This window comes from Streptomyces sp. NPDC004134 (genome assembly GCF_042874195.1).
Lineage (GTDB): Bacteria > Actinomycetota > Actinomycetes > Streptomycetales > Streptomycetaceae > Streptomyces.
Genome location: NZ_JBIAMS010000001.1, coordinates 357,721 through 375,790 on the forward strand (window position 1 = coordinate 357,721; position 18,070 = coordinate 375,790).

Here is an 18,070-nt window from a genome sequence, read left to right on the forward strand (position 1 = left end):
GCGTCGGCCTCCGGACACCGCGGGCGCACGGGCCCTACAGCTTCTCCACCGGCGCGTACCGCAGCAGCAGCTTCTTCGTCCGTCCCCCGTCGCCGAAGTCGATCGTCGCCTGCGCGTTCGCGCCCGAGCCCGACACCTCCACGACCGTCCCCATCCCGAACTGGTCGTGCGTCACCCGGTCCCCCACCGACAGCGCGATCACCGGCCGCTCCGTCGCCCGCCCCGTGGCGAAGCCGGAAGGGCCCTGCCGGGTACGGGCCGAGGCCGAGGACGTGGACGACGCCAGCGCCGCCGCCGCGGACTCCATCGGCGACCGCCCCCCGCCGCCGCCGCCCCGGGTGGCCGAGGCGCCCGTGCGCCGCCACTCCAGATAGGCCGGCGGAATCTCGTCCAGGAAGCGCGACGGCGGGTTGTACGACGGCTGGCCCCACGAGCTGCGCATCACCGAGCGCGTCAGATACAGCCGCTGCTGCGCGCGCGTGATGCCGACGTACGCCAGCCGGCGCTCCTCCTCCAGCTCCTTCACGTCGCCGAGGGCCCGCATGTGCGGGAAGACGCCGTCCTCCATGCCGCTGAGGAACACCACGGGGAACTCCAGGCCCTTTGCGGTGTGCAGCGTCATCAGCGTTATGACGCCGGAGCCGTCCGTCTCCTCCTCCGGGATCTCGTCGCTGTCGGCGACCAGCGCGACGCGCTCCAGGAAGTCGGCGAGCGTGCCAGGACCCTCCTCGCCGCGGTCCTGCTCGAACTCCAGGGCCACGGCGGCCAGCTCCTGCAGGTTCTCGATACGGGTCTCGTCCTGCGGGTCCGTCGACGCCTGCAACTCGGCGAGGTAGCCCGTTCGCTCCAGCACCGCCTCCAGCACCGTGGCGGGCCCGGCGCCGGACTCCACGACCGTGCGCAGCTCCTCCATCAGCGTGTTGAACCGCTTGACGGCGTTGACAGAGCGGGACGCCATCCCGTACGCCTCGTCGACGCGCACCAGCGCCTGCGGGAAGGAGATCCGCTCGCGCTGCGCCAGCGCCTCGATCATCGCCTCGGCGCGGTCGCCGATGCCGCGCTTCGGCACGTTCATGATGCGGCGCAGCGGTACGGAGTCCTCGGGGTTGGCGAGCACGCGCAGGTACGCGAGGACGTCGCGGACCTCCCGGCGCTCGTAGAAGCGGACGCCGCCGACGACCTTGTACGGCAGGCCGACGCGGATGAAGACTTCCTCGAAGACACGGGACTGGGCGTTGGTCCGGTAGAAGACGGCGACGTCGCCCGCGCGCGCCTCGCCGGCGTCCGAGAGCCGGTCGATCTCGTCGGCGACGAACTGCGCCTCGTCGTGCTCGGTGTCGGCGACGTAGCCCACGATGCGGGCGCCGGCGCCCGCGTCCGTCCACAGGTTCTTGGGGCGGCGGGAGGCGTTGCGCTCGATGACGGCGTTGGCCGCGTTGAGGATCGTCTGCGTGGAGCGGTAGTTCTGCTCCAGCAGGATCGTGCGCGCCTCCGGGTAGTCCTCTTCGAACTGCAGGATGTTGCGGATGGTGGCGCCGCGGAAGGCGTAGATCGACTGGTCGGCGTCGCCGACGACGCACAGCTCCGCGGGTCCCTCCGGGCCCGCCGTACGTCCCGCGCCCCCGTCCTCCGCCGCGGCCCCGTCCTCCTCCGCGGGCGCCTCGGCCGGCGGCCCGACCAGCTCGCGCACCAGCATGTACTGCGCCCGGTTGGTGTCCTGGTACTCGTCGACCAGCACGTGCCGGAACCGGCGGCGGTAGTGCTCGGCGACGTCCGGGAACGCCTGCAGCAGGTTCACGGTCGTCATGATCAGATCGTCGAAGTCCAGCGCGTTGGCCTCGCGCAGCCGTGACTGGTAGAGCGCGTACGCCTCGGCGAGGGTCTTCTCGAAGCCGTCGACGGCCTGGGCGGCCCAGCTCTCCTCGTCGATCAGCTCGTTCTTCAGGCTGGAGACCTTGGCGCTGAGCGCCTTCGGCGGATAGCGCTTCGGGTCGAGGTCCAGGTCCCGGCAGACCAGGGCCATCAGCCGGCGCGAGTCGGCGGCGTCGTAGATCGAGAACGAGGACGTGAAGCCCAGCTTCTTCGACTCGCGGCGCAGGATGCGCACGCAGGCGCTGTGGAAGGTGGAGACCCACATCGCGTTCGCGCGCGCACCGACGAGCTCCTCGACGCGCTCCTTCATCTCCCCGGCCGCCTTGTTCGTGAAGGTGATGGCGAGGATCTGGCCGGGGTGGGCCCGCCGCTTGGCGAGCAGGTACGCGATCCGGTGGGTCAGCACCCGGGTCTTGCCCGAGCCGGCGCCTGCGACGATCAGCAGGGGCGAGCCGGTGTGCTCCACGGCGGCGCGCTGCTGCTCGTTCAGCCCCGTGAGCAGCGCTTCCGGGTCCGTCACGGGGCGGGGGGCGCCATCGCGGTAGTACGACTCGGGGGTGCTCGCGGCGAGGGCGAGATGACTGTCGTCGAAGAGGCTGCTCATCGTCCACAGAGTCTAGGGCGCCGCACCGACAACCCACTCCCGCAGGCCGCTTTCCACCCCCGCCGGGCGACAGGGCGGGGGTCCCGGCGGCCGGCCGCACCGCGCGACCGGGATGTCCGCCTTGCAGGGGAACTGTTCCCCGGATCACGAAACGGTTTCGGGCATATCGAACATCAGACTTCACAGCAGTCCCACCGAGTGGCTACCGTGCACGGCACTGCCCGGACGGAAGGAGTGGCCTGCCTTGGCTTCCCACCGAAAGCCGCGGACCCGGATCCTCGAGTCGCCGGCGGGGCGCCGTACCGCCGTCGGCGTCGGCTCCGCGGCGCTGGCCTCAGCGACGCTTCTCACCCAGGAAGCCGGCGCGACCCCGGCCGAGCGGTCGATCGAGGACGTGCAGAAGGAAGTCGACCACTTCTACCACGAGGCGGAGCGGGCGACCGAGCGCTACAACGGCGCCAAGGAGCGCACCGCGCAGCAGCGCACCCGGGTCGAGCAGCAGCTCGACGAGGTGGCCAAGGAGACCGCGCGGCTCAACGAGTCGCGGCGCGAGCTGGGCCAGCTCGCGGCCGCCCAGTACCGCACCGGGGGCATCACGCCCACCGCGACGTTCATGCTCGCGCCCGACCCGCAGACCTACTTCGACCAGGCGCACCTCATGGAGCGGCTGACGAACCGCGAGAAGGCGGCGGTCGACCAGTTCCAGGTGCGCCAGGCCAAGGCCGCCAAGAAGCGCACGGAGGCGCAGGAGAGCCTGCGCAGCCTCACCGACTCGCAGGAGCAGCTCCAGGAGTCCAAGCAGGACGTCCAGACCAAGCTGTCCGACGCGCGCAAGGTGCTGGACCGGCTCACCGAGGCGGAGAAGGAGCGCCTCGCCGAGCTGGAGCGCAAGCGCGAGGAGGAGGCGCGGCGCAAGGCCCAGGAGGCCGCGCGCCAGGCGGAGTTGGAGCGGCAGCAGCAGGCCGAGCAGGAGCGCCGCGAGCAGCAGCGGCGCGAGCAGGAGCAGCAGCAGGAAGAGGAGCAGAAGGAGGAGCCGCCGCCCGCGGACCCAGGACCCTCGAAGTCGGAGCAGGTGCTGGCGTTCGCCGAGGCCCAGTTGGGCAAGCCGTACGTGTGGGGGGCCACGGGCCCGGACTCGTACGACTGCTCCGGCCTGACCCAGGCCGCGTGGCGGGAGGCGGGCATCTCACTGCCGCGTACGACCTACGACCAGGTCAACGCCGGCACGCAGGTGGCCAAGGCGGATCTGCAGCCGGGCGACCTGGTCTTCTTCTACGACGACATCAGCCACGTCGGCATCTACGTGGGCAACGGGCAGATGATCCACGCTTCCAAGCCGGGCGACGACGTGAAGTACGAGTCGATCGACTACATGCCGTTCCACAGCGGGGTGCGCCCGGCCTGAAGGCGTGGGGTTGCAGGGGGTCGGGGACCGGAAGAACGGTCCGGCCGTCAGGTCCAGGTGGTGGCGATGACGACGTTGGCCATGGTCAGGAGTCCGATGGCGGCGAAGTAGGGCTTCGGGATGCGCTCTTCCTTCCGCTTGATGAAGACCATGACGAGGATCACTATCAGGATCAGGCTCTTGACGCTGATCTTCGTCTGGTCGAGTTCCACGTCGTCGGCCTCGTTGAGACCGACGAGGAGGAATCCGGTCACCAGCATGACCAGCGCGCCGTGCACCATCGAGGGCGCGATACGCACGTCGCCCGTGCTCAACGACTTCAACTGGGTGAGCCAGCCGCCCAGCAGCGCGGCGACACCGATGATGTGCGAGGCGACGAAGAGGTTGATGAGTACATCCATGAGACGCGAGCGTAGCGGTCCGTAACAGCTCGCCCCAATGGGGGTGACCACTTCCGGAACATCGGTCACGGATGCCAACCCGCAGATCAGTAGACCGTGTTCGCCCGATCACGATTTGTCACCGCCAGACAGGTCCGGTAAGTCTCTTTCATCCCCTCCTCCCGCGCCGCGCCCTCGGCTTAGCGTCTCCGCTCAGGTGGTCGGCTTCTCACCGCCGCCCGCGTCACCGGCGCGGCAGCCGGCCACCCCCGCCGAGAGCCGGCGGCGGTCCGCTCCCCCGTGCGGGCCGCCGCCGGACCGCAAGGAAGGGGTGAACGCCCGAGTGGCGTCCCACAGCAAGGCCACGGCCCGTACCGCCGGGGCGCTCGTGCTCATCGGCGCCGCCACCGCCACCGCGCTCGGCGGCTTCGCGCACGCCGACCCGCGGCCGGCCCCCGCGGAGGTGAGGGCCAAGGTGGACCGGCTGCACCACGAGGCCGAGCAGACCGTCGAGGAGTACAACGGCGTCAAGGAGAAGGCGGACCGTACCGAACGGGCCCTGGACGACCTCCGCGACGAGGCCGCCCGCAAGACCGCGCGGCTCAACGACGCCCGCAACGCCCTCGGCTCCTTCGCCACCGCCCAGTACCGCAACGGCACCGCCGACCCCACCGTGCAACTCGCCCTCTCCGCCGAGCCGGAGGACTACCTGCGCCAGGCCGCCCTGCTCGAACGGGTCGGCAACCGGCAGGCCACCGCGCTCGAAGGCGTCGGGCGGCAGTTGCGGGAGGTGGAGCAGGTGCGCGCGGAGGCCCGCGACCGGCTGGTGGAGCTGAAGGACGCGCGGGCGGCGCTGAAGCGGCACAAGGACGCGATCGAGGACAAGCTCACCGAGGCCCGCGGACTGCTCGACACCCTCACCGCCGAGCAGCGCGACGCCGTCCTCGGCGCCGACGGGCACGGCGGCGCGGGCGGCGCGGCGGGCGACCGGGCGGCGCGCGGCGCCGCGCGCGGGCCGGTGCAGGCGCCGAACGCCCGCGCCGCGCGCGCCGTGTCGTACGCCCAGGGCGCGGTCGGCAGCCCGTACGTGTGGGGTGCCGTCGGCCCCGCCGCCTTCGACTGCTCGGGACTCACCCAGGCCGCCTGGGGCGCCGCGGGCGTCTCCCTGCCGCGTACGACCTACACCCAGGCCGCGGCGGGCAGCACCGTCCCGCAATCCGCGCTGGCGCCCGGGGACCTGGTCTTCTACTACTCAGGACTCAGCCACGTCGGCATCTACGCGGGCGGCGGCCAGATCATCCACGCACCCCGGCCGGGCGCGACCGTGCGCTACGCGCCGGTGGACTCCATGCCGTTCGTGACCGCGGTACGCCCCGCCTGAGCGCGGGGGCGCGAGGAGTCGCCGGGGGCGGTCCGTCAGACCAGGCGGCGGGCCGTCGCCCAGCGCGTCAGCTCGTGCCGGTTCGACAACTGGAGCTTGCGCAGCACCGCCGAGACATGCGATTCGACGGTCTTCACGGAGATGTAGAGCTGCTTCGCCACTTCCTTGTACGCGTACCCCCGGGCGATCAGCCGCAGCACCTCCCGCTCCCGCTGCGTCAGCCGGTCCAGGTCCTCGTCCACCGGCGGGGCGTCCGTCGACGCGAAGGCGTCGAGGACGAAGCCTGCCAGCCGCGGCGAGAACACCGCGTCGCCCTCCGAGACCCGGAAGATCGCGTCGACGAGGTCGGTGCCGGTGATGGTCTTCGTCACGTAACCCCGCGCGCCGCCGCGGATGACGCCGATGACGTCCTCGGCCGCGTCCGACACCGACAGCGCCAGGAAGCGCACCGGCGCCTCGCCGCTCGGCGACTCCCCCATCAGCCCGGAGCAGCGGCGCAGCACCTCGACGCCGCCGCCGCCCGGCAGGTGCACGTCGAGCAGCACGACCTCGGGGCGGGTGGCGGTGATGACCGTCACGGCCTGCTCGACGTCCGCCGCCTCGCCGACGACCTCGACGCCGGTCTCCTCGGTCACCCCGATCTCCGCCTGCACCCCGGCCCGGAACATGCGGTGGTCGTCGACGAGCACGACCCGCACCCTGCGGCCCTCCTCCGGGCCCGCGCCGCCCGCCTGGATCCCGGCCGCCGGGGTCCCCGCCGCCGGGGTCCCGCCCGCTGCGTCGTCCGTCATCGTCCGCTCCTCACTGCGCCCACCGCGTCCGCGTACGCCCTCACTCCGCGCGCTCCATCTCCAGCTCCACCTCGGTGCCCCCGCCCGCCGGCGTGCGCAGCCGGGCGGTGCCGCCGTTGCGCTCCATCCTGCCGATGATGGACTCGCGTACGCCCATTCTGTCGGCCGGGACCGCGTCGGGGTCGAAGCCGGGACCGCGGTCCTTCACCGAGATGAAGACCTGCCGCCCCTCGACCTCCGCGAAGACCTGCACCGGCCCCGCCTCGCCACCGTACTTGGCCGCGTTGACCATCGCCTCACGCGCCGCCTGCAACTGCGCACTGAGCTTCTCGTCCAGCGGGCAGTCGCCGACGCACACCACCTCCACCGGCACCCCGTGGTAGTCCTCGACCTCCGCCGCCGTCTTGCGCACCCCTTCGGCGAGCGTCCCGGGCCCGGCCCCTTCCTCCTCGTCCTTGCCGGTCCCCTCCGGCTTGTACAGCCAGGTGCGCAGCTCCCGCTCCTGCGCGCGGGCCAGCTTGCGCACCTCGCCGGCGTTGTCCGCGTTGCGCTGGATGAGCGTGAGGGTGTGCAGCACGGAGTCGTGTACGTGGGCCGCGACCTCGGCGCGCTCCTGCGCCCGGATCCGCATCAGCCGCTCCTCGGACAGGTCCTGCACCATCCGTACGAGCCAGGGCCCCGCCAGCAGCGCCACGCCCACCAGCACCGCGAGTGACGCCTGCACCACCGCGCCGATGTGCCGCGTGGAGCCCTGCATGACGAATATCGCGCTGACCCCCGCCCCGACCAGCAGCACCCCGGCCGCGCCGCGCGCCAGCGGCAGGAACTTCTTCCGCCGCGTGACCGCCGCCCACTTCGCCCGCCGCGCGTTGTCCGCCTGGCGCCACACCAGGGCCACACCGGCGCCGATGAGCAGCAGCGGCCAGACGAAGGCGTTGGAGCGGCCCAGGTCCAGGCTGCCGGCGAAGATGCCGGCGCCGATGAGCAGGGCGAGGAGGGCGAGCAGTTGCCCCTTGTCGGGTTTGCGGAGCCGCTTGCGCCCGTCGGCGTCGACGTCCGCGAGCGGCTTCTCCGCTCTGCCGCCCTGGCCGAGCGGGACGACGAACCAGAAGACCGCGTACAGCAGCACGCCCAGGCCGTTCGCCATGAGCAGGCCGAGGAAGACGATCCGCACCCACGACACCGGCAGCCCCAGGTGCCCGGCGAGGCCGCGCGCGACGCCGCCGAGCCAGCGCCCGTCGGCGCTGCGGTACAGGCGCCTGACGGGCCGCTCGTACGGGTCGTACGGGCCGCCGGGCGGAGCGGCGCCCTCGGGAGCGGGCGCGGCGGTGGGGGCGGTCATGCCATGCATCGTCACACGGGTGGGGCGGCTCTGGCATCAGGGTTGGCCCCCCATCGGTCCCGGGAGGATTTCAGGGTGGGCTCGGGGTAGTCCCGCCTCCCGCGCCGCGGCGGCGTCCGCCACCATGGACCCATGACGGACACGAGCGCCGGCGCGGGCCGCCGCGGCACCGCCGGGACCCCGGCGGCCGGGCCGCCCGACGGGGCCCCCGGGCGGCCGCGGCTGCGGCGCAGCCGCCGCTACAAGGTCGTCGGCGGCGTCTGCGGCGGCCTCGGCCAGTACTTCGGCATGGACCCCGTCATCTTCCGCGTCGTCCTCGGTGTGCTCACCGCCACCGGCGGCCTCGGCCTCGTCGCGTACGGCTTCGCCTGGCTGCTGATGCCGCTGGACGGCGAGGACGACAGCGAGGGCCGCCGGCTGCTGTCCGGCCGGGTCGAGGGCTCGGCGCTGACGGCGCTGCTGTTCGCCATCGTCGGCTGCGGCCTGTTCCTGTCCGTGCTGAACTCCACGGACACCCACTTCTTCGCCGCCCTGCTGCTCCTCTGCCTCGGCGGCGCCGCCTACTGGTCGCACCACCGCCGCGAGGCCGAGGAGCTGGCCGCCGACGGCGTCCCGGTGGACGACGCCACCGCCCACGCCGTGGCCGACGCCCCGCCGGAGACCGCGCCGCCGCCCGTGCCGTACTCCCCGTCCTGGTGGCGCGACCCGCTCACCAAGGACGGCGACTTCCCGCCCTACCTCTGGGGCCCCGACGACGGCGAGGGCCCGGAGGACGCCGTCCCGGGCGGCCCTCCGGGCGCCGGCTTCCGGGCGCAGAAGACGGCGCCGCCGGGCGGCCGGGACGAGCACGAGGCGGCCGGCATCGGCGGCTGGACGTTCCTCGCCGCCGCCGGCACCTGCGCCGTCGTCATCAGCGCCACCTGGAGTGCTGGGCCCCTGGGCACCACCCTGGCGTACGGCCTGGGCAGCGCGCTGGCCGTCTTCGGCGCGGGCTTCACGCTCAGCGCCTGGTTCGGCCGCACCGGCGGCGGCACCGCCTTCTGGGCGCTGCTGACGACCGTCCTGCTGGCCGTCGCGCTGTGGCTGCCCGACACGATCACGGCGGAGTGGGGCACGCGGAACTGGGAGCCGGCGGCGGCCGCGGACGTGCGCGACCGCTACGAGCTGGGCAGCGGCGAGGCCCGGCTCGACCTCAGCCGGCTCGATCTGGACAAGGGCCGGCGGGTCGAGACGGCGGCCCAGGTGGGCCTGGGCCAACTGACGGTGCGGGTCCCCGACGACGTACGCGTGGAGGTGCGCTCCCGGGTCGACATCGGCGACATGCAGCTCCCGCCCGCCACCGGCAGCGGGGACCGGGGCGACGGCGACATCGACGTCTCCCCGCGGCAGGAGCGCACGACGGTGCTGGAGCCCACGGCCGGCGGGTCCGGGGCCCCCAAGGGCACGCTGGTGCTGGACCTGACGGTCTCGATCGGGCAGTTGGAGGTCCAGCGTGCGGCGTCATAGGTTCGAGCCCGCGAAGCTCGTCGCCGGGCTCGTGCTGCTCTCGGGCGCGGCGTTCGCCCTGCTCGACGCGGGGGACGCGCTGCGGCAGCCGGACTGGGTGCCGCTGGCCGTGGTGCCGCCGGGGCTCGCGCTGGCCGGGCTGGTCGCCGCCGTCGGCTACGGCGCGCGCCGCGCACGCCGGCGGGCGCGGGAGGCGCGCGCGGCGGCGGCGCGGGACCCGGACGTGGACGTAGGCGCGGACCTGCGGGGGCTGCCGATGGACGAGCTGCGCGGGACGTACGACGCCCGCTTCGGCGCCCGGGACGCGGACGGCCCGGGCACGGACCGCTCCGGTGCGGACGGTGCGGACGACTCGGACGCCGGTGGCTCTTCGGGGAACGGGACGGCGGACGGGGACGCGGACGCGGTCAGGGACGCGGTCAGGGACGGGGACGGGGACGCGGACAGGGACATGGACGGGAGCGGCCGGCGGCGCGGGCCGGGGAGCCGGGCGTAGCGGCGGGGACGGCCGGTGCGTGACCCGGCGCGGATGCCGAAGCGGCCGCGCTAGGCGAAGAGTTGCTGGCCCTTCCGGCGGCGGCGGACGGCGAGCACCGAGTCCAGCGACCAGTACGGCGCGCCCGCCAGGATCAGCGGAATCCACGCGATCATGTACGGCAGGTCCTGGCCGTAGTAGTACGGGTCCGCCGACCAGCTCATCGTGAACCACAGCGTCATGGACAGCAGCGCCCCGCCGGCCGCCGCCAGCCGCGCCCACAGCCCGGCGAGCGTGCCGAGCCCCACGGCGATCTCGCCGAGCGAGATGGCGATCCCGAACTCCGTGGGCGCCTGCTGCGCCAGGTCCACCAGGGCCGGGATGGCGACGTCGGGCAGGGTGTCCAGGGTGTTGTGCAGCGAGCCGGGGCCGCTGGCGTCGAGGAACACGTCGTCGGTGAGCTTGTCGAAGCCGGCGTAGACGAACGTGATGCCGAGGAAGATCCGCAGCGGCAGCAGCGCGAACCGGGCGGCGGCGGCGCGGAGCCCACCGGGCGGCTCTCCCTGGGGCACCCTCCCGAGAACCGTGGTGCCGGACGCTTGGTCCTGTGCCATGTGTAGTCCGCCTCTCCTGCCGTGGACCGTGCCGGTGATCGCCCCGGCGCCGATACTTCATGTGTGGGAGGGGATACGTAAAGCGTTTCGTGAACGCTCAACCGGATCGGGTCGTTCGCGTCCGCTTCAGTCGACGATGTCGAGCAGGTACGGAGCGGACTCCGCGCCTCCGGCGGTGACGACCCGCAACTCCGTGCGGCCCGGCTCCACGTCCACCGGCACCGGGACGGTCAGCCGGGTGGGCGCGGGGTTGGCGAAGCCGCCGGGCACGGGGACCAGCGGTACGTGCACGTGGACGGCGCCGATCCGCACGACCACGCGGGCCAGCAGCTCCGGCGACTCGGCGCCCGGCGGCACGAAGCCGGTGCCGCGGACCTCGATGTCGTCGCCGGTGCGGATCGCGGTGTGCAGGTCGCCGGGCTCGCGGACCCGGACGACGGAGAGCACGGCGGGACGCCCGCCGTCGACGAGCCGGGCGGCCAGGTGCACCGCCGCGCTCACCGCGACCAGCGCGGCCACGCCCCAGGGCAGCCCCGGCAACTGCTCGGGCCGGCGGCCGAGTTGTACGAGGGCGAAGAGCAGGGCGGCGGCGGAGACGACGACGTACTGGACGTCGACGGCGGCGGCGCGGCCGGCGTCGTCGGTGAGCAGGTCGGCGCCGCGGGGGCGGGCCGCGCGGGTCTTGGTCAGCCCGCCGCTGCGCAGCCGGTACGCCACGACGGCGCGGGCGCCGAGGGCGGCGGCCCACGCGACGGCGACGGTGACGACGAGCCCGGCGGCACCGCCGGCGCCGGCGCCCGTGCCGGACCAGCCGAGGCCGTCGAGGAGCCGGTCGCGGGCGGCGGAACCGTCGGCGAGGGCCAGCGCGAGGGCGAGGTGCAGCAGGGCGTACCCGGCGAGCAGCGTCCAGGCGCCGGCCACCGCGCGGCCGGTCGACAGCCGGCCGTCCTCGCCGACGACGGGGGCCAGGAGCCCGCCGCGGGCGCGGTTCAGCCACGCGGCACCGGCGAGGAGTCCCGCGGTCAGCACGGCGGCGAGCAGCGCCGCGGTACGGGCCCGGGTCCAGCCGGGGCCGAGGGCGGTGAGCCCGATGACGAGGAGGAGGGCGAGCAGGCCGGCGCCGATGACGTACAGGCTGCGCCGCCACAGGGAGGCCAGCCACGTCCCGCCCGCGGCGGCGCCGCGCTCGGCGAGGGTGTCGGCGGAGCGGGTCAGCTCGTCGGAGACCCACTGGCGGGAGGCGCCGGGCGAGTAGGCGACGCCGGCGGGCACGCCTTCGCCGGCGGCGAAGCCGTCGCGGCGGCGGGCGAACTCGACGGCGGGGTCTGCCGGCGAGACACCGGACGGCGCGGGGGCAGGGTCCGCCGGCGTAGCGGCAGCGCCGGCCGGCGTACCGCCCGATGCACCGGACACGGGCCCTTCACCGGACGCGGCCGTGTCGCCAGGTCCCAGGACACCCGCGCCCGCGCTCGCACCCGTGCCCGCGACCGGCGGGCCGGGCTGTACGGGGACGTATGCGGCTCCCGTAGCCGAGTCGTCGCCCCCCGCTTCCACCGCCACCTCGTGCCCCCTTGACCGCAAGCCGTACATGTGATGAGAGCGAATTCTGCCCTACCGCCGCCGCGGCGGGGGCGCCGGGCCGCTCACTCCCACTCGATGGTCCCCGGCGGCTTCGACGTCACGTCGAGAACCACGCGGTTGACGTCCGCCACCTCGTTCGTGATCCGCGTCGAGATCCGGGCCAGCACGTCGTACGGGAGCCGGGACCAGTCCGCCGTCATCGCGTCCTCGGACGAGACCGGCCGCAGCACCACCGGGTGCCCGTACGTGCGCCCGTCGCCCTGCACGCCCACCGACCGCACGTCGGCGAGGAGCACGACGGGGCACTGCCAGATGTCGCGGTCGAGCCCGGCGGCGGTCAGCTCCTCGCGGGCGATGGCGTCGGCCTCGCGCAGCAGGTCGAGCCGGTCCTTCGTGACCTCGCCGACGATCCGGATGCCGAGCCCCGGGCCGGGGAACGGCTGGCGCTGCACCATCGCCTCGGGCAGCCCCAGCTCCTTGCCGACCATCCGGACCTCGTCCTTGAAGAGCCGCCGCAGCGGCTCGACCAGCTCGAAGTCCAGGTCCTCCGGCAGCCCGCCGACGTTGTGGTGGGACTTGATGTTCGCGGTGCCCGTGCCGCCGCCGGACTCCACGACGTCCGGGTAGAGCGTGCCCTGGACGAGGAAGCGCACCGGCGCCCCGGTCTCCCCCGCCGCGGCCACGATCTCCGCCTGCGCCTGCTCGAAGACCCGGATGAACTCCCGGCCGATGATCTTCCGCTTCTGCTCGGGGTCGGACACCCCGGCGAGCGCGGCGAGGAACCGCTCGGCCGCGTCGACGACCTTGAGCTGCACGCCGGTCGCGGCCACGAAGTCCTTCTCGACCTGCTCGGACTCGCCCTTGCGCATCAGCCCGTGGTCGACGTACACGCAGGTGAGCCGGTCCCCGATGGCCCGCTGGACGAGGGCCGCGGCCACCGCCGAGTCCACGCCGCCGGACAGCGCGCAGATCGCCTGCGCGTCGCCGACCTGCGCGCGGACGGCGGCGACGGACTCCTCCACGACGTTCGCGGTGGTCCAGGTGGGGGCGAGGCCGGCGCCGCGGTAGAGGAAGTGCTCCAGGACGAGCTGTCCGTGGGTGGAGTGCACGACCTCCGGGTGGTGCTGCACGCCGTAGAGCTTCCGCTGGTCGTCCTCGAAGGCGGCGACGGGCACGCCCTCGGTCGACGCGGTGACCGTGAAGCCCGCGGGGGCGGCGGAGCAGGCGTCGCCGTGGGACATCCAGACGTCCTGGCGCTCGGGGGTGCCCGTGAAGAGGGTGGAGTCGGGGCGGGTGACGTCCAGTTGCGTACGCCCGTACTCGCGGCTGCCGGTGTTGTCGACCGTGCCGCCGAGGGCCTGGGCCATGAGCTGGAAGCCGTAGCACATGCCGAAGACGGGGACGCCGGCGGTGAAGATCGCCGGGTCGATGCCGGGGGCGTCCTCCGCGTACACCGAGGAGGGGCCGCCGGACAGGATGATCGCCTTGGGGTTCTTCGCCAGGATCTCCGGCACCGGCATCGTGTGCGGCACGATCTCGCTGTAGATCCGGGCCTCGCGCACGCGGCGCGCGATGAGCTGGGCGTACTGGGCACCGAAGTCCACGACGAGAACGGTGTCGGGGGTCGCTGAGGTCACTGCTGCGGCCTTCCGGCGGTGGGAGGGAGATACCGCCGAGTCTATCGGCTGCCGCCGTCTCACCATGCGGGCCGCCTTTGGCCACCAGGGGCCGGGGGTGAATACTGGCGGCCATGCGCACGCGGAGCTTCCTCTTTACCTATGGCAACCGGCCCGTCCGGCTGCCATGGTCGTGCGCTTGAGCTGACAAGCGACTTCCCAGGCGCCCCGGGCCGGCAGGCCCGGGGCGCGCTGCGTTTGCGCCCGCCGGGCGGCGGGCTCCGGGGCCGTGACCCCAGGAGCGACGAGATGAACGCAACCCGGTCGAGCGACCGCACCACCGCCGCCGCACCGGCCGGCACCTCCGACAGGACCGGTGCCCGCACGGACGAGGCGGCGACGGAGATCACGGACGCCCGCGAACGGATCGACGACCTGGACACGCGGATCATCGCGCTGGTCGAGGAACGGATGGCGGTCTCGGCCCGCATCCAGACGGCCCGCATCGCGTCGGGGGGCCGCCGGGTGAACCTCTCCCGCGAAATGGAGATCCTGGCCCGCTACCGCGACCACCTGGGCCGCCCGGGCACGACCCTCGCGATGACCCTCCTGGAACTCAGCCGCGGCCGGGTATGACGCCGGGTGCCCGGGTGCTCCGCCGCCACGACGGGGGCCGGAGCACCGGGACGTCCCGAGCCGGGGCGGCTCAGGTCACCGTGCAGGACTCCCGGCCGGACCCCCGGCCACCGGCTCGACGACCACAGCCCACACCACCTTGCCGACCCCGTCCCGCTCGGCGACGCCCCACCAGGAGGAGAGCGTCTCGACCAGGAGCAACCCGTAGCCCCCGGCCTCGTCGGGCGCACGCCGCACCGGCCAGACGCTTGAGGCATCGTGCACCTCGATCCGCACCCCGCCGTCCTGCCGTACGAAACGCGTCTGGATCTCCCGCCCCGGCGGTACACGGGCATGAACGACGGCATTCGTCACCAGCTCCGACACCACCAGCACGGCCGACTCCTCCAGCTCGGCCATCCCCCACCCCGCCAGCGCCTTACGCAACTGAGCCCGCGCCAGGCCCACGCACCTGCGATGCCTGCGCCACTGCCACTTCACCACGTGCGCGCTCAATGCCTGCGGATCTTCTGCCTGTGCGGCCATCTCACGGCCTCTCGTGGAAAGTTGAAGCGGACCGGTACCAGTCAACGGCCGCCGCGCGGCCGTAACCACGTCACTTCCACGGCAGTTGTGCCGCACGTCTGCTGCATCCACTACCGTGACCAGGGAAGACGGCATGCCTGGGAGGACGAGGTATGGCGGACAGGCGTGATCGCTTAGCTCGGCGTATGAAGGCGTGCGGCTACAGTCAGGAACGGTTCGCGCATGCCCTGTCCGTCGACCGCACCACGGTCGGCCGCTGGGTACGCGGTGAGGCGGCTCCGCAGGGATTTCTGTGGCCGAAGCTCGCGCGGCTCCTCAGGGTGACCCCGGCGGAGCTGGAGAGCCTGTTGGCAGCGGACGAGACTCCGGCAGCGGCCACGAGGTCGCAGGGGGGCGGCTCTGACGACGTGATCCGACGTGACTTCCTTCAGCTCATGACCATGGCAGGCGCGATGGTCTCCATGCCCACGCCCGCCGCGGCGAGCGGACCGACGGGCTACACGAGCATGGGCCCGCACCTGTGGCAGGTATACGCCCTGGCGTCCTCCAAGCAGTCTATGTACCCCTTTGTCCGCGATCAGGCGGTCGAATTATCCGGGGCCCTTCGGGCAAGTCACGGAGCGGCACACAAGCGTCTCTGCGCGGACGCGGGGGATCTCTTCCAACTTGCGGGAGAGATCATGTTCGACGGCAATCGCTACACTGACGCAGCTCACTGCTACACCCTCGCGGCCAGCGCGGCGCGGGAGGCCGAGGATCCGGACCTGTGGGCCTGTGCGCTGACGCGGCACGCCTTCATCGGTCTGTACGGAGACCAGAGGTACGAGGAAACCGCTCCGCTGGTGGAGCTGGCGGGTAATGTGGCCCGGCGCGGAGATGCGCAGCTTTCCACTCGGCACTGGGTTGCCGCGGTGCAGGCCGAACTCTTCGCAGCCATAGGTGATCTCGACTCATGCAAGCGGTACCTGGATGAAGCCGAGGAAGTCCATGCGCTCTCTGGCCCCGTACACAACGGCGGGTGGTTGAGGTTCGACGGCTCCCGCCTCGCTGAGGAACGCGGCACGTGCTTCACAAAACTCCAGCGACCGGATCTGGCCGAGGACGCACTCAATGCGGCGTTGAAGCAGTTGCCTCCCTCGTCACGCCGGCGGGGTGGCATTCTGGCGGATCTGGCACTGATCGGGGTACAGCGGCGGGACATCGACCAGATCGTGTCGTACGCGAACGAGGCCCTGCGGATCGCGCGCCAACGCGGATCCGGCTGGATCGGCCGTAAGCTCCTCGGGCTCAGGACGGAACTCGAACCGCTGAAGTCCGACCACCGAGTGAGAGACCTGACCGAGCAGATTTCTGCGCTGAACTTCTCAGCATGAAAGGAAGATCCGTGGACATCGAGGAAGGCCGCATCTTTCGCGAGGCGTGGATTGCGGGGGTCAGGAAGCATTTTCCCGGCGAGCCGAAGCCCGGGTACGTCACACCGTGGGGGGAGACGCCGGACTGGGAGCGGGAGGCCGCGGCGGTCGTGTGCCGACAGGTGCGGGAGTTCATCGAGTTGTCGGGCGGCAGCACGGGTCGGCTGAGCAGGGAACAGCGCGGGCGCTTCGTCGCCACGTGCTGGATTGCGCAGATCTACTACCGCATCGAGGACCCGAAGCCGGGCTATGTCGCGGACTGGTCCGAGCTTCCCGAGTGGCAGCAGGAGACGGACGCGGACATCTTCGACGCCATCGAGAGGGCGACCACCCCGTAGCTGCCCGCTCGACCCGATCACGGTGGCCGGGCTTCCGGACCGGGCGGTGGCCGAGCGCCGGGATGCCGGGCCGGGTTCAGCGGGGTGCGGCCAGTACTGCCGCCAGGCCCTCTTGCAGATCCTTGACGAAAAGCTCGGGGACCTCCAGCGACGGGAAGTGTCCCCCGCTCTCGGGCAGGCTCCATCGGACGATCCGGCGGTACCGCTCCTGTGCCCAGGGGCGCGGACACTTCTCGACGTCGCGGGGATACCCGGTGATGGCCGAAGGGACGTCGACCCGGAGTTCGGGGTCGAGCGAGTTGTGGCTTTCGTAGTAGATGCGGGCCGCCGATGCGCCGGTCCGGGTCAGCCAGTACAGGGTGACGTCGTCGAGGATGCGGTCTCTGGAAATCCTCTCGAACGGGCTGTCCTCGGTGTCCGACCACTCGGCGAACTTGTCGAGGATCCAGGCGAGAAGCCCGACCGGTGAGTCAACCAGCGCATAGCCGATGGTCTGCGGCCGGGTCGCCTGCTGCTTCGCGTACGCCGCACGGTGGCGCCAGAAATCACGGGTCTCCTCGGCCCACTTGCGCTCGTCCGCCGTCAGCCCGTCCGTCGTCAGACCGGGCGGTCCCTCCGCGAAGGTCGTGTGGATGCCGAGGACGTGCGCCGGGAACCTGCCGCCGAGGACCGTGGTGATGTTGCCGCCCCAGTCGCCGCCGTGGGCCGCGAACTCGGGGTAGCCCAGCCTTCCCATCAGCTCCACCCAGGCGCCCGCGATCTTTTCTGTTCCCCACCCGGTGGTGGCCGGCCTGTCGCTGTAGCCGAAGCCCGGTAGCGACGGGACCACGACGTGGAAGGCCGGCGTGTCCGCGTCTTTCGGATCCGCCAGCTCGTCCACCACATCGATGAACCGCACGATGCTGTCCGGCCAGCCGTGGGTCAGGATCAGGGGAACGGCATCCGCGCGCGCGGATCGGCGGTGCAGGAAGTGGATTCCCAGGTCGTCGATGGTCGTACGGAACTGGCCGATCTGATCGAGGCGTTCTTCGAACGACCGCCAGTCGTACCCGGTGCGCCAGTAGTTCACGACATCGACGAGGTCGGCGAGCGGAACGCCCTGTGCCCATCGGCGCGGGCCGGGCCCGGCCCGATGGACCGTCTCGGCCTCCGGCAGCCTCGCCGCGGCCAGTCGCGCGCGCAGATCGTCGAGGTCGGCGTCGGTCGCACGGGCTTGGAATGCTTGCACGTCGTGACGTGGACGAGGCATGAGACCTCCTGGCCATCGGAACCGGCTGTGGGGAACCATAACCCCGGACCTGGTGGGTGGGGGGAAGGGAGGACCGACGCGAGCGTCAGCCGGGACGGCAGTCCTCCGGCTGGACCACGATGCCGCCGAAGCGGGCTTCGGCGGCCCAGTAGCGAACGCCGTCGACGAGTACCAGGCCGTCGACCGTGACCTGCTCGCATTCCGTGTCGTCGTCCCGGTGGACCGCCATGAAGCCGCCGCCCAGGCCGGTGTTGTACATCTTGATCGGGCGGCCCGCCAGATCCGTTGCCCGGCGCGGGCATTCGTTGCACAGAGCCCTCGGGTACCGGGCGCTCCACGGCCT

17 protein-coding genes are annotated in these 18,070 nt (G+C 72.6%); 7 read left to right on the plus strand and 10 right to left on the minus strand.

The window, feature by feature from the left end:
* Positions 1–34 precede the first annotated feature (34 nt).
* The gene (pcrA, locus tag ACFYVJ_RS01570) at positions 35–2,476 is read right to left on the minus strand and encodes a DNA helicase PcrA (RefSeq protein ID WP_388885383.1); all 2,442 of its coding nucleotides are present in this window, start codon (positions 2,474–2,476) and stop codon (positions 35–37) included.
* A 244-nt stretch (positions 2,477–2,720) separates the two neighbouring features.
* On the opposite strand from pcrA, the gene ACFYVJ_RS01575 reads away from it, so the two are divergent.
* Entirely contained in the window at positions 2,721–3,881 is a 1,161-nt protein-coding gene (locus tag ACFYVJ_RS01575) for an NlpC/P60 family protein (protein WP_388885386.1), read from the plus strand.
* A 47-nt stretch (positions 3,882–3,928) separates the two neighbouring features.
* On the opposite strand, the gene ACFYVJ_RS01580 is transcribed toward ACFYVJ_RS01575, so the two are convergent.
* Positions 3,929–4,282, minus strand: coding sequence for a hypothetical protein (locus ACFYVJ_RS01580; protein WP_388885389.1), 354 nt, complete (start codon positions 4,280–4,282; stop codon positions 3,929–3,931).
* A gap of 310 nt (positions 4,283–4,592) precedes the next feature.
* Between ACFYVJ_RS01580 and ACFYVJ_RS01585 the strand changes: the two genes are divergently transcribed.
* Positions 4,593–5,642 carry an NlpC/P60 family protein gene (locus tag ACFYVJ_RS01585; protein WP_388885391.1) on the plus strand — a complete coding sequence of 350 codons (1,050 nt, stop codon included), beginning with the start codon at positions 4,593–4,595 and terminating at the stop codon, positions 5,640–5,642.
* A gap of 35 nt (positions 5,643–5,677) precedes the next feature.
* Here ACFYVJ_RS01585 and ACFYVJ_RS01590 read toward each other — a convergent pair whose 3' ends face one another.
* Both ACFYVJ_RS01590 and ACFYVJ_RS01595 read right to left on the minus strand, forming a co-directional pair.
* Positions 5,678–6,433 (minus strand): LuxR C-terminal-related transcriptional regulator, encoded by a 756-nt coding sequence (locus ACFYVJ_RS01590; protein WP_388885394.1) that lies wholly within the window; start codon positions 6,431–6,433, stop codon positions 5,678–5,680.
* 40 nt (positions 6,434–6,473) lie between these two features.
* The gene (locus ACFYVJ_RS01595) at positions 6,474–7,775 is read right to left on the minus strand and encodes a PspC domain-containing protein (protein WP_388885397.1); all 1,302 of its coding nucleotides are present in this window, start codon (positions 7,773–7,775) and stop codon (positions 6,474–6,476) included.
* A 132-nt stretch (positions 7,776–7,907) separates the two neighbouring features.
* Between ACFYVJ_RS01595 and ACFYVJ_RS01600 the strand changes: the two genes are divergently transcribed.
* Together ACFYVJ_RS01600 and ACFYVJ_RS01605 are read left to right on the plus strand one after the other, a co-directional pair.
* On the plus strand, positions 7,908–9,281 hold the full coding sequence (locus tag ACFYVJ_RS01600; protein ID WP_388885400.1) for a PspC domain-containing protein: 1,374 nt from the start codon (positions 7,908–7,910) through the stop codon (positions 9,279–9,281).
* On the plus strand, positions 9,268–9,777 hold the full coding sequence (locus tag ACFYVJ_RS01605) for a hypothetical protein (RefSeq protein ID WP_388885403.1): 510 nt from the start codon (positions 9,268–9,270) through the stop codon (positions 9,775–9,777). The genes ACFYVJ_RS01600 and ACFYVJ_RS01605 overlap by 14 nt, the downstream gene beginning before the upstream one ends.
* Before the next feature lie 50 nt (positions 9,778–9,827).
* On the opposite strand, the gene ACFYVJ_RS01610 is transcribed toward ACFYVJ_RS01605, so the two are convergent.
* The 3 genes from ACFYVJ_RS01610 to guaA all read right to left on the minus strand — a co-directional run bounded on the left by ACFYVJ_RS01610 (position 9,828) and on the right by guaA (position 13,588).
* The gene (locus tag ACFYVJ_RS01610) at positions 9,828–10,370 is read right to left on the minus strand and encodes a DoxX family membrane protein (RefSeq protein WP_388885407.1); all 543 of its coding nucleotides are present in this window, start codon (positions 10,368–10,370) and stop codon (positions 9,828–9,830) included.
* Positions 10,371–10,496: 126 nt separating this feature from the next.
* Positions 10,497–11,783 carry a hypothetical protein gene (locus ACFYVJ_RS01615; RefSeq protein WP_388885410.1) on the minus strand — a complete coding sequence of 429 codons (1,287 nt, stop codon included), beginning with the start codon at positions 11,781–11,783 and terminating at the stop codon, positions 10,497–10,499.
* Positions 11,784–12,013: 230 nt separating this feature from the next.
* Positions 12,014–13,588, minus strand: a complete 1,575-nt coding sequence (gene guaA, locus ACFYVJ_RS01620; RefSeq protein WP_388885413.1) for a glutamine-hydrolyzing GMP synthase — start codon at positions 13,586–13,588, stop codon at positions 12,014–12,016.
* Between the two features lie 288 nt (positions 13,589–13,876).
* Here guaA and ACFYVJ_RS01625 point away from each other — a divergent pair, with 288 nt between their 5' ends.
* Entirely contained in the window at positions 13,877–14,203 is a 327-nt protein-coding gene (locus ACFYVJ_RS01625) for a chorismate mutase (protein WP_388885416.1), read from the plus strand.
* A 75-nt stretch (positions 14,204–14,278) separates the two neighbouring features.
* Here the strand turns inward: ACFYVJ_RS01625 and ACFYVJ_RS01630 are convergent, their stop codons facing one another.
* Positions 14,279–14,728, minus strand: coding sequence for an ATP-binding protein (locus tag ACFYVJ_RS01630; RefSeq protein WP_388885418.1), 450 nt, complete (start codon positions 14,726–14,728; stop codon positions 14,279–14,281).
* A 152-nt stretch (positions 14,729–14,880) separates the two neighbouring features.
* Here ACFYVJ_RS01630 and ACFYVJ_RS01635 point away from each other — a divergent pair, with 152 nt between their 5' ends.
* Both ACFYVJ_RS01635 and ACFYVJ_RS01640 read left to right on the plus strand, forming a co-directional pair.
* Positions 14,881–16,101, plus strand: coding sequence for a helix-turn-helix domain-containing protein (locus tag ACFYVJ_RS01635; protein WP_388885421.1), 1,221 nt, complete (start codon positions 14,881–14,883; stop codon positions 16,099–16,101).
* The gene (locus ACFYVJ_RS01640; RefSeq protein WP_388885424.1) at positions 16,098–16,478 is read left to right on the plus strand and encodes a hypothetical protein; all 381 of its coding nucleotides are present in this window, start codon (positions 16,098–16,100) and stop codon (positions 16,476–16,478) included. Before ACFYVJ_RS01635 ends, ACFYVJ_RS01640 begins: the two co-directional genes overlap by 4 nt.
* A gap of 76 nt (positions 16,479–16,554) precedes the next feature.
* On the opposite strand, the gene ACFYVJ_RS01645 is transcribed toward ACFYVJ_RS01640, so the two are convergent.
* Both ACFYVJ_RS01645 and ACFYVJ_RS01650 read right to left on the minus strand, forming a co-directional pair.
* A complete protein-coding gene (locus ACFYVJ_RS01645) occupies positions 16,555–17,727 on the minus strand; it encodes an epoxide hydrolase (RefSeq protein WP_388885427.1) in 1,173 nt (390 codons plus the stop codon).
* Positions 17,728–17,812: 85 nt separating this feature from the next.
* The gene (locus ACFYVJ_RS01650) at positions 17,813–17,986 is read right to left on the minus strand and encodes a hypothetical protein (RefSeq protein ID WP_388885430.1); all 174 of its coding nucleotides are present in this window, start codon (positions 17,984–17,986) and stop codon (positions 17,813–17,815) included.
* Between the last annotated feature and the right edge of the window lie 84 nt (positions 17,987–18,070).

What these genes read in the sequence shown, in the direction of transcription:
- pcrA (WP_388885383.1), bottom strand. Translation starts at nt 2,476, where the DNA reads ATGAGCAGCCTCTTCGACGACAGTCATCTCGCCCTCGCCGCGAGCACC.
- ACFYVJ_RS01580 (WP_388885389.1), bottom strand. Translation starts at nt 4,282, where the DNA reads ATGGATGTACTCATCAACCTCTTCGTCGCCTCGCACATCATCGGTGTC.
- ACFYVJ_RS01590 (WP_388885394.1), bottom strand. Translation starts at nt 6,433, where the DNA reads ATGACGGACGACGCAGCGGGCGGGACCCCGGCGGCGGGGACCCCGGCG.
- ACFYVJ_RS01595 (WP_388885397.1), bottom strand. Translation starts at nt 7,775, where the DNA reads ATGACCGCCCCCACCGCCGCGCCCGCTCCCGAGGGCGCCGCTCCGCCC.
- ACFYVJ_RS01600 (WP_388885400.1), top strand. Translation starts at nt 7,908, where the DNA reads ATGACGGACACGAGCGCCGGCGCGGGCCGCCGCGGCACCGCCGGGACC.
- ACFYVJ_RS01610 (WP_388885407.1), bottom strand. Translation starts at nt 10,370, where the DNA reads ATGGCACAGGACCAAGCGTCCGGCACCACGGTTCTCGGGAGGGTGCCC.
- ACFYVJ_RS01625 (WP_388885416.1), top strand. Translation starts at nt 13,877, where the DNA reads ATGAACGCAACCCGGTCGAGCGACCGCACCACCGCCGCCGCACCGGCC.
- ACFYVJ_RS01630 (WP_388885418.1), bottom strand. Translation starts at nt 14,728, where the DNA reads ATGGCCGCACAGGCAGAAGATCCGCAGGCATTGAGCGCGCACGTGGTG.
- ACFYVJ_RS01635 (WP_388885421.1), top strand. Translation starts at nt 14,881, where the DNA reads ATGGCGGACAGGCGTGATCGCTTAGCTCGGCGTATGAAGGCGTGCGGC.
- ACFYVJ_RS01640 (WP_388885424.1), top strand. Translation starts at nt 16,098, where the DNA reads ATGAAAGGAAGATCCGTGGACATCGAGGAAGGCCGCATCTTTCGCGAG.
- ACFYVJ_RS01645 (WP_388885427.1), bottom strand. Translation starts at nt 17,727, where the DNA reads ATGCCTCGTCCACGTCACGACGTGCAAGCATTCCAAGCCCGTGCGACC.
- ACFYVJ_RS01650 (WP_388885430.1), bottom strand. Translation starts at nt 17,986, where the DNA reads ATGTACAACACCGGCCTGGGCGGCGGCTTCATGGCGGTCCACCGGGAC.